This window comes from Haloarcula sp. DT43, assembly GCF_037078405.1.
In the GTDB taxonomy this organism is placed as follows: Archaea; Halobacteriota; Halobacteria; order Halobacteriales; family Haloarculaceae; genus Haloarcula; species Haloarcula brevis.
The window spans coordinates 68,041-82,647 of record NZ_JAYMGZ010000003.1; the positions used below are offsets into that span (position 1 = coordinate 68,041).

The 14,607-nt window shown below is 66.2% G+C and carries 13 protein-coding genes and 1 rRNA gene; 6 read left to right on the top strand and 8 right to left on the bottom strand.

The annotated features are described in order from the left end of the window. The first annotated feature begins 415 nt into the window (after nucleotides 1–415). Nucleotides 416–1,978 carry a sodium:solute symporter family protein gene (locus VI123_RS12210; RefSeq protein ID WP_336338339.1) on the top strand — a complete coding sequence of 521 codons (1,563 nt, stop codon included), beginning with the start codon at nucleotides 416–418 and terminating at the stop codon, nucleotides 1,976–1,978. Between the two features lie 61 nt (nucleotides 1,979–2,039). On the opposite strand, the gene VI123_RS12215 is transcribed toward VI123_RS12210, so the two are convergent. The 6 genes from VI123_RS12215 to VI123_RS12240 form a co-directional block, all read right to left on the bottom strand. Then, nucleotides 2,040–2,516, bottom strand: coding sequence for a Mov34/MPN/PAD-1 family protein (locus VI123_RS12215; RefSeq protein WP_336338340.1), 477 nt, complete (start codon nucleotides 2,514–2,516; stop codon nucleotides 2,040–2,042). 81 nt (nucleotides 2,517–2,597) lie between these two features. Next, entirely contained in the window at nucleotides 2,598–4,202 is a 1,605-nt protein-coding gene (locus VI123_RS12220; protein ID WP_336338341.1) for a TCP-1/cpn60 chaperonin family protein, read from the bottom strand. A gap of 34 nt (nucleotides 4,203–4,236) precedes the next feature. Then, nucleotides 4,237–5,508 (bottom strand): formamidase, encoded by a 1,272-nt coding sequence (gene fmdA / locus VI123_RS12225; RefSeq protein ID WP_336338342.1) that lies wholly within the window; start codon nucleotides 5,506–5,508, stop codon nucleotides 4,237–4,239. Between the two features lie 271 nt (nucleotides 5,509–5,779). Further along, the gene (locus VI123_RS12230) at nucleotides 5,780–5,971 is read right to left on the bottom strand and encodes a hypothetical protein (RefSeq protein WP_336338343.1); all 192 of its coding nucleotides are present in this window, start codon (nucleotides 5,969–5,971) and stop codon (nucleotides 5,780–5,782) included. 127 nt (nucleotides 5,972–6,098) lie between these two features. After that, a 5S ribosomal RNA gene (gene rrf / locus VI123_RS12235) occupies nucleotides 6,099–6,221 on the bottom strand. A 34-nt stretch (nucleotides 6,222–6,255) separates the two neighbouring features. Continuing rightward, nucleotides 6,256–6,459, bottom strand: a complete 204-nt coding sequence (locus VI123_RS12240) for a hypothetical protein (RefSeq protein ID WP_336338344.1) — start codon at nucleotides 6,457–6,459, stop codon at nucleotides 6,256–6,258. Nucleotides 6,460–6,530: 71 nt separating this feature from the next. Between VI123_RS12240 and VI123_RS12245 the strand changes: the two genes are divergently transcribed. Further along, complete coding sequence (locus tag VI123_RS12245; RefSeq protein ID WP_336338345.1) at nucleotides 6,531–7,082, top strand: hypothetical protein; 552 nt, start codon at nucleotides 6,531–6,533, stop codon at nucleotides 7,080–7,082. Nucleotides 7,083–7,095: 13 nt separating this feature from the next. Here the strand turns inward: VI123_RS12245 and VI123_RS12250 are convergent, their stop codons facing one another. Continuing rightward, complete coding sequence (locus VI123_RS12250) at nucleotides 7,096–7,599, bottom strand: GbsR/MarR family transcriptional regulator (protein ID WP_336338346.1); 504 nt, start codon at nucleotides 7,597–7,599, stop codon at nucleotides 7,096–7,098. 127 nt (nucleotides 7,600–7,726) lie between these two features. On the opposite strand from VI123_RS12250, the gene VI123_RS12255 reads away from it, so the two are divergent. From VI123_RS12255 to VI123_RS12270, 4 genes are all read left to right on the top strand, one after another. Beyond that, nucleotides 7,727–8,080, top strand: coding sequence for an ArsR/SmtB family transcription factor (locus VI123_RS12255; RefSeq protein WP_336338347.1), 354 nt, complete (start codon nucleotides 7,727–7,729; stop codon nucleotides 8,078–8,080). Between the two features lie 152 nt (nucleotides 8,081–8,232). After that, nucleotides 8,233–8,706: an Lrp/AsnC family transcriptional regulator gene (locus VI123_RS12260; protein ID WP_336338348.1), complete on the top strand. Its 474-nt coding sequence runs from the start codon at nucleotides 8,233–8,235 to the stop codon at nucleotides 8,704–8,706. A 354-nt stretch (nucleotides 8,707–9,060) separates the two neighbouring features. Beyond that, entirely contained in the window at nucleotides 9,061–10,548 is a 1,488-nt protein-coding gene (locus VI123_RS12265; protein WP_336338349.1) for a proton-conducting transporter transmembrane domain-containing protein, read from the top strand. Then, on the top strand, nucleotides 10,538–12,940 hold the full coding sequence (locus VI123_RS12270) for a DUF2309 domain-containing protein (RefSeq protein ID WP_336338350.1): 2,403 nt from the start codon (nucleotides 10,538–10,540) through the stop codon (nucleotides 12,938–12,940). The genes VI123_RS12265 and VI123_RS12270 overlap by 11 nt, the downstream gene beginning before the upstream one ends. Nucleotides 12,941–13,211: 271 nt before the next feature. Here VI123_RS12270 and VI123_RS12275 read toward each other — a convergent pair whose 3' ends face one another. Continuing rightward, nucleotides 13,212–14,240 carry an LLM class flavin-dependent oxidoreductase gene (locus VI123_RS12275; RefSeq protein WP_336338351.1) on the bottom strand — a complete coding sequence of 343 codons (1,029 nt, stop codon included), beginning with the start codon at nucleotides 14,238–14,240 and terminating at the stop codon, nucleotides 13,212–13,214. Between the last annotated feature and the right edge of the window lie 367 nt (nucleotides 14,241–14,607).

The window sequence follows — 14,607 nt, forward strand, 5'->3', positions numbered from 1 at the left end:
AATCGGGTCGGGCGTCACGTCCTACCACTCCAGTGGATTTGCGATGCGTCCATCGAACACTCTACGTACTGTCCGAATAGCACACATTTTCCACTTCCGGTTGAAACAAATTCTCCGAACGCGCGTGTCTCTGGACGATACGCAACCGGACATCCGGCCAAATATTAAAACAGTACTAGGACTCTTATCCCGTAGATACTGTACATGTGTCCATCTACCTGTGCCTACAGTCCATGGGCGTTGCGGGACAACTCTACTGTGTAAACAATACTGTCATAACCGCTTTATGTAGTGCCCAAAACGAAACTCACGTGACTGATTACCGTCCGACCCAAAACAACATCGGGCCTAAAACTGTGGAAGCGAGCGGCGAATACGGATTTAGTTGTGCAATCGTCAACAGTGGTGGTGCGCCGTGAGCGTCATCCTCTACGGGCTCGCGGCCACCATCGTGACGATGATGACCATCGGGTTCTACGTAGCCAAGAAGGTCAACGGGGACAGCATCAACTACATCGTCGCCGGTCGGGGGCTCATCCTCCCGCTGGCCGCGGCGACGCTGATGGCGCAGTCGCTGGACTCGAACGCGACGCTCGGGAACACCGACCTCGCGGCCGGCTTCGGCTTCTGGGCCGGCGCGGCCCTGCCCGTCGGCCTGGCGACCTGCCTGTTCCTCACCGGCCTGTTCTTCGCCAAGCCGATGAACCGACTCAACCTCACGACGCTGCCGGACTTCTACCGCCGGAAGTACGGTCGCACCGCCGAAATCGTCGCGAGCCTCATCATGTCCGTCGCCTACGCGTTCCTGCTCGCGGGGAACCTCGTCGCCGGCGGGTACCTCTTCCAGATTTTCGTCGGCACGAGCTTCCAGCTGGGGGTGTTCATCATCGCCGGGCTCGTGCTCGCGTACACCGTGGCCGGCGGGCTGTTCTCGGTCGCTTACACCGACGTGATACAGGCGGGCGTGGCCTTCGTCGGCTCTATCGCGCTCATCGTCTACGTCACGACCAACTACGGCATCACGATTCCCGCCGGCATGGGGCCGACGAACCTCGGGCAACTCACCGACCCGAGCCAGGGGGCGTACATCAACCTCGCGACCATCGTCGCCCTGGGTCTCGGTGACATCGTCGCCATCGACTTCATGGAGCGGGTGTTCGCGGCCGACAGCCCCGAAACCGCACAGAAGGCCTGTTTCATCGGGGCCGCCGGCACGCTCGTCATCGGCGTTCCGTTCTCCGTCGTCGCGCTGTCGGCGAACCCGATTCTCTCCTCGCTCGGCGTCGAGGCCGGGAACCAGGCCGTGCTGTACACGCTCCTCCAGAACGCCGTGCCGCCGTGGCTGGCCGCGCTCGTCCTCGCCGGCATCGTCGCCGCCTCGTTCTCGACGAGCGACGGTGCGATACTGGGCACGTCGGCGGTCATCGCCCGTAACATCGGGAACATCCGCGTCGACGAAGAGAGCGCCGCCAGCCCGGCGACGGCCACGGACGGCGGCGTCGACGAGGGCTTTTTCGGCTCGGAGAGCGACAAACTACTCACCGTCACGCGCCTGATGTCGGTCCCGATTACGCTGCTGGGCGTGTTCCTGGCGATACGGGTGTCCGCGACCGGGATGTTGCTCGTGCTTGCCTTCGACATCATGCTCGCCGGCGCGTTCGTCCCGCTGGTGATGGGGCTGTACTGGTCCGACATCGCCACTACGCCGGCGGCGCTGGGCTCGATGCTGGCCGGCTCCGGGACCCGGCTCGTGCTGTTCGTCCTGGTCCCGACGACCTACGCCTACGAGAACACGCTCCTGTACATCCCCAACGACATCTTCACGTCGGCCTTCGACGGCCTGCCGACGTTCATCGCCGCCGCGGTGGGGCTCGTGGCGTTCCTCGTCATCGCCTACGTCACCAAGGACGACTACCCGATATACAGCGTCGAGAAGCAGAACAACCCCAACATCGTGGCCGGCGGCGAGGAAGACTGACCGGCCGAAGATTGACGGTTCCGTTCTCAGCCGGCTGGACAGTGTGACCGGGGGCGTGGCCTCAGACCAGCCGTGGCAGTCTGGTCGCTTCTTCGGCGGACTCGCACGCCGTCACGGGGACCTCTTGCCAGTTGAACATCCCCAGGCGGAACAGGCGGTAACTGTATGGCTCCCCGTGGGGGGCAAACACGACGAGCGCGAAGCGGTCGCGGATGTTTCGCCGGTCGGTGCCCGTCAGTCCCGAGGGCGTCGACGCCGACGTGTGTGAGTGATAGAACACCCGCGGCTCCGGCGGAACGGCGTCGGCGGCCGTAGCGACGAACCGGCGGCGCGGCCGCGGCGAGACGTTGTCGAGCGGGACGTGGTCGGTCGCGTACAACCGGTCGTCCCGTCGCGCACACGCGAGGTACCCGCCGGCCTCGTGAGGGTGACTCGCCGCGATGTGTGCCGCCATCGCGTCCCGAACGTCGTCGGGCACTGTGAGCGCTCGGGTCCGGTGACTGAGACGCACAGTATTCCGCGTAAGTGGTGGAACCATAGAGGTGTTTCGGCTGGCAGTGGGGCCGGCTATCCCGCCTTACCGGCCGTAACACCACCCCAGTCGGAGAGTGGGCCGGGCTCAGTGTCCCACAGCCCACGGGTAGCCGCCGGTCGCAGCGTGGCCGTGGTCGGCCTCCCCGGCACGGTCGTCGGTGTCCGTCCGGACCACGTCGTCGACCCGAAGTAGCTGTGTGGCGACGGCGACCGCTCGCCGCAGCGCGCTCTCGAACACCGAGGCCGGTTCCAGGATACCCGCCGCAACCATATCGTGGGGGCGGCCGTCGGGTCCGACGCCGACCGTCGCCGTCCCGCTGTCGTGGCGCTGTTTCAGCGTCGTCAGCGTCTCCAGCGGGTCCGCCCCGGCGTTCGCGGCCAGTGTGCATGGCACCGCTTCGAGCGCAGTCCCGAACCCGTCGAAGACGAGCTGTGTCCGGTCCGGGACCCCGCGGGCAACGTCGGCGACGTCCATCGCCAGCGCGGTCGGGACCGCACCACCGCCCGGCACGAACGCGCCGTCCTCGAGCGCGAGGCGGGTAACGTCGATGCAGTCGGCGACGATGCGGCGGACCTCCTCTGCGACGTGTGGCGTGCCGCCGCGGAGGACCAGCGAGACCCGCCGCTCCTCGGGACAGCCCCGCAACACGAGCGTCCGTGTGGTCCCGACGGTGCGCTGGCTGACTGCCTCGACGGTGCCTGTCTCCTCCGGAGTGAGTTCGTCGACGGCCGTGACCGGCGTAGCCCCGGTCGCCCGGGCGATGACGTCGAACTCGTCACGCCGGGTCCGCTCGACGGGGAGCACGCCGCGCTGTGCGAGCGCGGTTCGCACGGACTCGTCGATGGATTTCTGGCAGAACAGCACGGCCGCGCCCGACTGCACGACCCCCTCGACGAGGTCCGCTCTGCGCTCCCGTTCGTAGTCCTGGAACGCGCGCCGCTGTGTGGCGTCCCGGAACGCCACCGACTCGACGCTGTCCGGCTCCCCGATGCCGATTTCGCCGTCGACCATCGCAATGGCCGGCTCGTCGTGGGTGTCGGCGCGCGGATTCAGCGCTTCGAGAGCGGTCGAGGAACTGTCGAGATCGACAACGACGCCGTCGAGACGCGCCGACTCGCGGAGTTCGCCGCCGGGGTAGGACCGGAGCGTGAGCTTCGACGTGTCGAACCCGACGGCCCGCAACGCCCCGAGCGTCAGGTCGGCGAACCGGTCGGTCGACGCGTCGTCCCACCGCCCCGTGACGGCGGTCTTCGCAATCTGTCCGAGGCGGTCGTCGTTGCCATCGAGGGCACGTTCGTACCGCTCGACCCGGTCGAGGGCGGCTTCGGCGGCCCCGACGTATCCATCGACGATTGTCGTCGGGTGCAGCCCGTCCGCGCGGAGAGACGCGGCCGCGTCGAGGAGTGCACCGACGAGCACGACGGCCGTCGTCACCCCGTCACCGACAGCCTCGTCCTGCGCGGCCGCGGTCCGTTCGACCAGCCGGCCGACCGGGTGGTCGATGTCCATCCACTCGACGATTTTCGACCCGTCGTTCGTGACGACGACGGTCCCACTCTCGCCGATGACCATCTTGTCCATGCCGTTCGGCCCTAGCGTCGTCCGGACGGCGTCGGCGAGTGCGCCGGCGGCGTCCCCGGTGCCCCCCTGCTCCTCGTTGCCCTCGTCGTCTGTGTCATCTCCCAGCATCAGCGTCTATCGTCGGGCTTCCCAGCGGTGCTCATCACAGCGGGTCGTCCGTGATGGGGATTTCGCCGCGGTCCGTGCTGTTGTGCTCGATGCCCGTCGGCGAGGCGTCGAACTCGAACGCGCCGGTCGGGAGCGCGAGCGTCGAGCAGGCGTTTGGCACGTCTACGACGCCGCTCTGGCGGCCCTCGACCGGGACGGTGCCGAGGATGTGCAGCGCCTGCTGGCCGGTGTAGCCGAACTGCTTGAGGTAGTCGATAGCCTGGAGGCAGGCCCGCCGGTACGCGGTGTGGGAGTCGATGTACTTCTGCTCGCCGTCTTCCGTGACGGAGTAGCCAAGGAAGGTGACGTAGTCCTCGAAGTTCGGCCCGCGGTGGCCCGGTTCGAAGATGGGGTGGTCGACGCCGAACTTCTCCATCCCGTCTTTCACGAGGTCGAACTCCAGGTCGACGTAGGCGGCCATCTCGATTGCGCCACAGAAGGATATCTCGCCGTCGCCCTGCGAGGCGTGGAAGTCGCCGATGCCGAACTTCGCGCCCTCGACGTACACCGGGAAGTACACCGTCGAGCCGATAGAGAGGTCCTTGATGTCGTGGTTCCCGCCGTGTTCCCGGGGCGGGACGGTCCGGGCCGCGACTTCCGCGGCTTCCTCGGCCTCCTCGGGGTCCATCTCGCCCATCAGCGCGCCGTCGGGCGTCGGTGGGTTCGCCACAGCGGGCTCTGCCTCACCGGTCGGGTGGTTCGGTATCGACTCGGGGTCCTCGGCGTGTTTGTCGATGAGTTCCTGCTCGCGCTCGTTCCACGCTTCCAGCAGTTCCTCGCTCGGGGCACACCCCGCGAGACCAGGGTGAATCTTCCCCTCGTACTCGACGTCGGGGATGTGGCGCGACGAGACAGTGTAGCCGTCGATATCCCAGATGGACTTGGCCGCCTTGGGGAAGTGGTCGGTCAGGAAGCCGCCGCCGTTCTGCTGGGAGAACGTGCCCGTGAAACCGAACTCCGAGCGGTCGTTGAGCGGCCCCATGTCGTGGAACTCGACTTTCAGCAGGTCGCCCGGCTCGGCACCGTTTACGTGGACGGGACCCGCGAGGTAGTGGACCTGCGAGAGGTCCACGTCGCGGACCTCGTTGGCGTCGTCGCTGTCGGTTATCTGGCCGCCAGTCCAGTCTAAGGCCTCCAGTCGCATGCTCTCGCCGGGGTCCGCTTCGACGACCGCCGGGATGTCCGGGTGCCACCGATTGAACGGGTTCGCACCCGGCTGGTCGTCCGGCGCATTGTCGACGTCGACCTCGAACTTTGTCTCGGGCATTACGGCCGCCATATCGGATAGGCTACATATAAGTGTTCGGCAGAATAGGGTTTAGGTGTTTTAGTTTTCGTAGAGAATAGACCACATGTGTGCTGCTACTCGTTCTTTATGTTCGCACCTACAAGTAATATCGTAGATATCTATACAGTTGCTAGGTGCCATGTTTGCGTTTTGCTTAGAGTGGTCTCGACCGTGACAGGACGTGCTGGACGGCGCCCGCCACAGCATCTCGTCCTCACCGGTCGGTGGTCAGCCGAGCGACGGCATCCCGTCAGTCCGGGTCTCGACGCCGTCGGAGTTCGTTGACGAGCGTCGGAAGGACGATGCCGACGCCGAACAGCGCCCCCATCTCCAGCAGGTCGTTCGCCGTGAACAGTCGGACGGCGTACCACGCCGTGAGGCCGACGAACATGAACGCGAGCGTCACCTTCGTCTCGGAGGTCAGTAGCGGGTCACGCGCCATACGTCGAACCAGCGCACAATAGCCTAAAGTCGGTACGGTCGCACAGACGACCAGAGCGGACTACCGGACCCATCGAGTTCGACCGGGTAGACGCTCGCGTGGCTCACCGGTACAACAGATATGAATGGTGTGGCGGCGAACCGGGTTTCCCAGAGGCTCGCGCACTCCAGTACTCGCCGGAACGCTGGTGGGCTTATCTTCCGTGTTCGGGATGGGTACGGGAGGCAACCCCACCGCTGTGGCCGCCTATACGTCCTCTCGTGTAGCCACACGTATAAGGGTAGCTACTCAGCGCTCCGGGCCGCGAGAAAGTGTGCGTATTCCGATATTCCGACGGCTTCGGCACCGCCGAGCAGGGCAAACACCGCGGTGGGGAGCGTGACGTACGCGAGGGTCTTCACCGCCAGCACGGGGCCGACGAGCGAGGCGGTATCAGCAGGGGTAAGCGCCGGGCCGCGTGGGTCGCCACACTCGTTCTGGTGCGCCACCTCACGGAAGCCCCGTGGGTGACGCGTGTATAGCCGGATTTTATTTCCGCCCCCGCGAACAGTTCGACAGAATGGCATCCTACGACGCGTTCGACCCGTCCGTCGAGGTGAACGGTCGAACTGTCCTCACGATAGTCGAGGAAGCGATGGGGAAGTTCTCGGACGAGTACCGGGAGCGGGCGCTGGCGGCGCTGGCGGCGGAGGGCATCACCGACCCCGCGCCCGACGAGTGGTACCCACAGCAGGCCTGGCTGAACGCGTTCGAGACGATTGCCGAGGACCTGCAACCGCACGTCCTCGACCGTCTCGGCGAGCAGATTCCGCGGGTGGCCGACTGGCCGAACGACTTCGACAGCGTTCCCGAGGGCCTGCAGTCGATAGACGAGGCCTACCAGCGGAACCACCGCGGCGGGGATATCGGCCACTACCGGTTCGAGTCCGCGGGCGAGCGAGCCGGCGACGTGGTCTGCGAGAACCCGTACCCGTGCCCGTTCGACCGCGGCCTCGTCCGCGGCGTCGCCCAGCAATACGCGCCGGTCGACGGGTTCGTGTTCGTCGAGGAGACGGGCGAGACGTGTCGCCGGAACGGGGACGACACCTGCACGTACACGGTGTACTGGTAGTCGCCCGCGACGGCTACCCCTCGTACGCTTCGAGCGCCTCGCGGAGTTCCGCGGCCGAGTACTCCGAGGTGAGTTGCACGATTTCCGCCAGGTCCTCGTAGGTCTCCCGGAGGTCCCGGACGAGCGCCCCCTCGCGGGCGTCCCCCGGCAGTTGCTTCTCCGCCCGGCGAATCGTCCGGAGCGTCGTCTGGACTTCCCGCAGGAGGTACTGCTGGAACACGTCCTGCAGGATGAACCAGACCTCCCGCTCGGCCTCGAACCGGACGCGTCTGCCGCCCCCGTCCGACGACCGCCGGTGGACGAGACCGATGCGCGACAGCGTCCGCGTGACGTTGCTGACCGTCGACTTCGCGTAGCCGGTCTCGTCGACGAGTTCCGGGATGGAAAGCGGGGCATCGGCGAAGTACAGGACGCCGTAGATGCGCCCGGCGCTCCGGCTGAGGCCGTACACCTCGGCCGATTGCTCCATCGACTCGATGACTCGTTCGCGTGCGACCGCGCTGTCCTCGTCACTCATGTGTCAGAACTGGCCGCCCTGTTTGCCGCGTGCCCGACGCCATATCACCGCATATGTGATTCGTAAGTATTAAATTGTTTGATTGGTTTGTTCGGATTGAGCCGAACAAAAGGAACTCAGACTAGCCATGGCAAGCGCCTTCCCCCACCACCCGCCGGTCGAGTACGCACCCCGAGAGCAGACGAGCGTCGTCGTCGACGGCACCGAACCGACCGACGTGTTGCAAATTCTCTCGTCCGAGACAGCACAGGAGATACTTGGGGCGCTCAGAGACGAACCGCGCACCGCGTCGGACATCGCCGACGCCGTCGACCGGTCGCTCCAGAGCGTCTCCTATCACCTCGACCGCCTCCGCAGGGCGAACCTCATCGAAGCCGTCGAGACGTGGTACTCGGAGAAGGGGACGGAGATGACGGTGTACGCACTCGCTGCGGAACGACTCGTCGTGCAGTTCGGTGACACCGGCGACCGGTCCGTCTGAGCCGGACGCCGGGTCGGAATCCGTAGGTTTGCTCCGGGGAAAGCTGACTACGATACCGCGGTTCAGTCGGGCAGCGAGACGGTGTGCCGACACCCGAGAGAGATGCAGGGTAACGTACAACAGTAAAGTGTCTGTCTCGCCGACGTACCAGTATGGCCGACCAGGATATCGACGACGTAGACAGGGCGATTCTGTACGCGTTACAGGAGGACGCTCGAAACATGTCCTCCGGGGACATCGCGGAGCGGACCGACACGTCGGACAGCACCGTTCGCAAGCGCATCAACCGCCTCGAATCCAGCGGGATAATCAAAGGCTACAGCGCGGACGTCGACTACCAGGAGGCGGGCTACCCGCTCCGGATGCTCCTGTACTGCACCGCGTCGATTCCCGAACGGGGCGAGCTGATCCCCGAGATTCTGGAGATAGACGGCGTCGTATCGGTACAGGAACTGGTCACCGGCGAACAGAACCTCCTGGTGACGGCCGTCGGCGAGTCCGATAGCGACATCACGCCGGTCGCGCAGGCGCTCCTGGACATGGACCTGACGGTGGCCGACGAGGTGCTCGTCCGGAGCCACGAGACGACGCCCTTCGGCAAGTTCGATTCCAGGAACGGCGACTGACGACGGGTCGCGCTCAGAGACAGCCGCGGAGTCCCCTCCTTTCTGGTCCGTCGAACGATTCGGGAATTTCTGTCCGTGTCGCCAGGAACGCAGCCCCAATTATCGCGTAGCCGTATGTCTGAGCGAAAACTCGCTCCACCACGTATCGGCCGCCAGAGTCCCTGAAGGTCCAGGTAGGGCGTGTCTCCCGGTCGGCCACCTCGAAAACCATAATGTTCTATAATTCACCTCTTTAGGAACAATCTGGTAGTATAGAAGGATTTAATAACCAGTATGTTCGCAATAGGGGTGAAGACAACCAGACCCGGTCAACCGCGTTCCGAGGTTGCCGTGATGGGTCACGAACGAACAACGATGTCAGGACGCAACTCTACGACGACGGTCGGATCACTCCCGGACACGGCGGCAGACTCGCCGCTCGTGCCCGTCGCACTCACGTGGCTCGTGTGGTCGATGCTGGCTGCGAGCATCGCCGTACTCGCCGTCCGAGTCCGAACCGGGTTCACATGGGAGGTTCCCGGCGTGGTCGCCGTCGACGGGCTGACCGTGCTGATGTGGGTGGTCGTCACGTTCTTCAGCGGCATCGTCCACAGCTACTCGCGCCGCTACATGGCGGGCAGTCGCGTCAAAACGCCCTTTTTCGCCACCGTGTTCGGCTTCACGGTGGTCGTGATGGGGCTCGTCGCGGCTGACCACCTCGCCCTGTTCGCGGCGCTGTGGCTGGCGATGGGACTGCTGATGGCGAAACTCATCGGTATCGTCGGGGGCTGGGACCAGGCGCAGGCGGCCGCGTCGGTCGCCCGCAGGTACTTCCTCGCCAGCAGCGGGCTCCTCGGTCTCGCACTGGCGGCGCTGTGGTGGGCGACCGGGGCGACGACGGTCTCCGGGGTCGCCGCGGCGGCCGACACGCTCGGCGGCCCGGTGTGGCTGGCCGCCGCCGGCGCACTCGTGCTCGCGGCGATGATTCAGTCCGCCCTGATTCCGTTCCACGGCTGGCTGCTCTCTTCGATGACCGCCCCGACGCCCGCGTCGGCGCTGATGCACGCCGGGTTCGTCAACGCGGGCGGCATCCTGCTGACCCGCTTCGCGCCGGTCGTCACCGTCGACCCCGCGCTCATGCTGGCAATCGTCGCCGTCGGCGGTGCCAGCGCCATCGGCGGAAAACTCCTGAAGTCCGTCCAGACGGACGTCAAGGGCCAACTCGGCTGTTCGACGGTCGGCCAGATGGGATTCATGATAATGCAGGCCGGCCTCGGCTTCTTCGGAGCCGCCATCACCCACCTCATCCTGCACGGCTTCTACAAGGCCTACCAGTTCCTCAGTTCGGGAAGCGAAGTCGAACACACGAGCCCGGGCGACGGGACGCCGCACACGGTGGGACCGGTGGCGAGCGTCGCCGGGGCCGCCGTGACGCTGCTGACCGGTCTCGCCGGCGGCGCGCTGTTCGCAGTACTGACCGGAAAGGGGACGACGGCCGACAGCGGCCTGCTGTTGACCCTGTTCGTGGTGTTCACGACGCTCCACGCGGCCCGCAGCGCCGTCCAGCACACCTCGCTCTCCGCGACGGCCCGCTACGGAGCCGTCCCGCTGGTCTTCTTCCCCGCCATCGGAATCTACGCCGTGGTCTACTCGGCCGTCTCGGCGCTCGTGCCGGTGAGCGCGGTGACGACCGACCTGACCCTGCTCCACGGCCTCGTCGCCGTGGCGTTCGTCGCCATCTACACCGGCATCGAGACGGGGGTTCACGAGCGCAGCCAGCGCCTCTACGTGGCGCTGTTGAACGCCGGCCAGCCGGCGGCCGACACCGTGCTTACCGCGACGGAGGATTACAATGAGTACTGACGCCACCATCCGCGACAGCATCGACACCGCAGCGACGACCGTCGGCTCGCTCTGGCCGATTCACTCGTTCGTGACGGCGAACCCCCTGGCTGGGTTCGAGGACCGGCCGTTCGACGAGGCGGTAGCGGACGCCGCCGACCTGCTGGGTGGCCGTGGCTACCCCAGCGCCGAGACGTTCCGCACGGCGCTCCAGCGTGACCAGATTGACCCGGGGATACTCGAAACGGAACTCGCCGACCTCGGCTACGACGAGGACCCCGAGGTACTGCTCGAGCACATGGCCAACGCGAGCGACGCCACGGGTGACGCCGCCGACGGTCCGACGGACCGCGTCGACCAGGTGCTGGCGAAGTGGCTGTCGGCGTTCCTCGACGAGGGGAGCGCACACTGGTCGATGCCGAACCGCAAAGCGGGGTTCTACACGGCCTTCCGCGGGGTGGCTGAACACGACAGCGAAATCCCGGCGACGGCCGTCGACGCCCTGGCGCAGACGCCGACCGGCACTATCGAAGCCGTGCTCGCGCCGTACCCGGAGCACCAGTGGGAGACCATCTTCGAGGAGCAACTGGCCGCCCTGCCTGGCTGGACGGGGCTCATTAAACAGCGCGACGACGACGAGGGCGCGTGGCAGTCGACCTATCCGATTTCGCTGGCGGGGTACCTCGCGGCGCGGCTGGCGCTGCTCGACGCCGTCGACGCCGACATCTCCCCCTCGGACAACAGCGTCGAGCCGGACCCGACCGCCGAACTCGCCGGAGCGTTCCTGCGTGCGTGGGAGGCGACCTACCGCGGGGCCCTGGTCGAAACCGTCGCCGCCGAGAGCCAGTCGCTGGCCGACAGCGACACCGGCGGCCGCCCGGACGCACAGTTGGTGTTCTGTATCGACACCCGCTCGGAGGTCATCCGCCGCCACATCGAGGCGACGGGCGACTACGAGACCCACGGATACGCCGGCTTCTTCGGCATCCCGATAGAGTACCAGGGCTACGACGACGAGGTGTCGGTCGACGCCTGCCCGCCGATTCTGGACCCGCAGCACCGCATCACCGACGTGCCGACCGACGACGACACGCAGGCGAGCCACGACCGCTGGTCGGGCCTCCGCGAGGCCGCCGACGAAGTCATCGAGACGCTCGAAGCCAACGCCGCCACGGCCTACGGCTACGTCGAGACTGCCGGGAGCGGGTACAGCCTCGCGCTCGCGGCCCGCACGCTCGTCCCCGGGCGCGTCCACGACCTGTTCGACACGGTCGAGGAGTCGGTGCCGGACGACCACGAGTTCTGTGACCCACTCGTCCACTACCAGCACAGCTACGCCGGCGACCTGCCGGTGGGGCTGACGACAGAGGAGAAAGTCGAGTACGCCGCCACCGCGTTCGACATGATGGGCTGGGAGGAGTTCAGCCGCCTCGTCGTCTTCACCGGACACGCGAGCGAGACGGCCAACAACCCCTACGACGCGAGCCTGGACTGTGGGGCCTGTGCGGGCAACCCCGGCGGCCCGAACGCCCGCGTGCTGGCCGAAATCTGCAACGACGAGGCAGTCAGGGCCGCGCTCCGCGACCAGGGCTTCGACATCCCCGAGGACACGGTCTTCCTCGCCGGCGAACACAACACGACGACTGCCGAGGTGGAACTGTACGACAGCGACGTGCCCGAGAGCCACGCCGACGACCTCGCCCAGTTGCGCGGCGACCTCGCCGCCGCCCGCGAGGACGCGGCCGCCGAGCGCGCCGAATCGATGGGTGCCGACGGTTCGTCGGGCGTCAGCGAGACGGAGCGCCGCGCCGCCGACTGGGCCGAGACCCGCCCCGAGTGGGGGCTGGCCGGCAACGCTGGCTTCGTCGTCGGCCCGCGCGAGCTGACGAGCGACGTGGACCTCGACGGCCGCGCGTTCCTCCACTCATACGACTGGTCGACTGACCCTGACGGCGAGGCCCTGGAGTCGATACTCACCGGGCCGATGGTCGTCACGCAGTGGATAAACACCCAGTACTACTTCTCGACGGTCGACAACGCCGTCTACGGCAGCGGGTCCAAGGTGACCCACAACCCCGTCGGCAACGTCGGCGTCTACCAGGGCAACGGCGGCGACCTGATGGCCGGCCTGCCGCTCCAGTCGCTGATGGCCGCCGACGACGACCCGTACCACCAGCCGCTCCGCCTCTCGACGGTCATCCACGCCCCGGTCGACCGCGTCACCGACGTGCTCGCCGACCACGGTGAGCTTGCGGAACTGCTCGACAACGACTGGCTCTCGCTGACCGTCGTCGACCCCACGCAGGACCACCGCGCGTTCCAGTACGAGCGCGACCTGGAGTGGACGCCCGTGTCCGAGCGCGCCGTGGCCGACGCGATGGAACCGACCGCCTCCGCGGTCGCCGACGACTGAGCCGACTACGAGGAGGCGGTCCCCGAACCGTCGGCAGCAGTCATCGCCCGCGAACGCATCCGTTCTTGGTTGTATAGCCACTATCCGAAGTTGTATTGTGTAATTCCACACACCGATTATCCTATTTCCAGCAAATTTAGAGGGTTTTTCTCATTTTTCGAGTTGTAGACCCAGATATACTTCCAATACCCAGTATATATACCTGTATTTGTACTACCTGGCTGCCGATTTTCGCGGCCACCGACGCATCTGTCCGTTCGAGGCGGAACAGTCACCGCGGTGAGAGGCCGACGCCGTCGGCGAGCAGTTCGTGGGAGCGGAGCCCGTCGGCGTGGTCGCCGACGGCGTGTTGTATCATCACCTCGTCGGCCCCGACGCGGTCGGCGAGCTGTTCGAGAAGGCCGTCGAGCGTGTCCGGGCTGCCGGAAATCGCTCGGGGCCACTCGCCGGCGTCGAGCGTGGCCGGCGTCGGTTCGGGCACGCCCCCGAGCTCGTCGATAGCCTCCTCGACCGACGGCGTCGTACCGATGACTCCCCGCTCCATCCGTTTGAACGACGCTTCGGCCACGGCCCGGAGCCGCGCCGCTTCGCGGTCGGTCTCGCCACAGACCGCGTTCACCGCGACCATCCCGTGTGGCTCGTCGACGCCACCGGCCAGCGACGACGGGTCGAAGCGGTTCCGGTATTCCTCGAAGGCGCGGGTGGCCAGTTCGGGCCGGATGAACGCCGCAAAACAGTAGGGCAGGCCGAGTTCGCCAGCGATGGCAGCGCTGGACGGACTCGACCCGAGAACCCACGGGGCGGGCGGGTCCCCGCCAGAGAGTGGGATTTCCAGGTCGCTGTAGGCGTGGCCGTCGGGATAGCCGTCGTAGAGGTGCGAGACGACGGCCTCGATTTTCTCCGCGTGGTCCTCGTCGGGGTCGCGGACGCGGCGGGCCGTCCCGAGCGCGCGGTCGACGGCCGGCGAGCCGTTGGCCCGCCCCAGTCCGGCGTCGATACGCCCCGGCGCGAGCGCATCGAGGGAGCCGAACACCTCGGCGACTTTGAACGGGCTGTAGTGGTTGAGCAGTACCGCCCCCGAACCGAGCCGAATCGAGTCGGTCTCGGCGGCGAGGTGGCCGAGCAGTACCTCGGGGGTCGTCCCCGCGAGAGTCTCCCCCATCCCGTGGTGTTCCGCGACCCAGAACCGGGAGTAGCCGAGCCGTTCGGCCTGCTGTGCGGCCTCGACGGTGTTCGCGTACGCCTCGGTCGCGGTGCCGGTATCGGGAACCGGAGAGAGGTCGACGATAGAGAGGTCCATGTCCGCCCACAACGGCAGGGGGACATAACCGTTCGGCTGCCGGCAGTGCGTGGTATTCACATCCGCGCGACGCCACATGCCCTCACTCTGTCGCCAAGAGCAGTATGTTCAAAAATCTGTACGACAATATAACTATCGTATTTATTAAACGTTGGCACGTTCTCAGTATTCTCGTCGAAATGGCCGTCGTTCGAATCGTGAGCGCTAAGCGGGCTGGAAAGCCTTTACCACGCTACGCTGTCGTACCAACCGACCGCACGTATTTCGGGAACCACGTCCAGTATCGTGATGCTGTCGGCGATAGTTCGAGAACTGGCAATATAGTTGAATAGACAGAGCTCTGTCTTATGTGTCCTTCGCGGCGTGT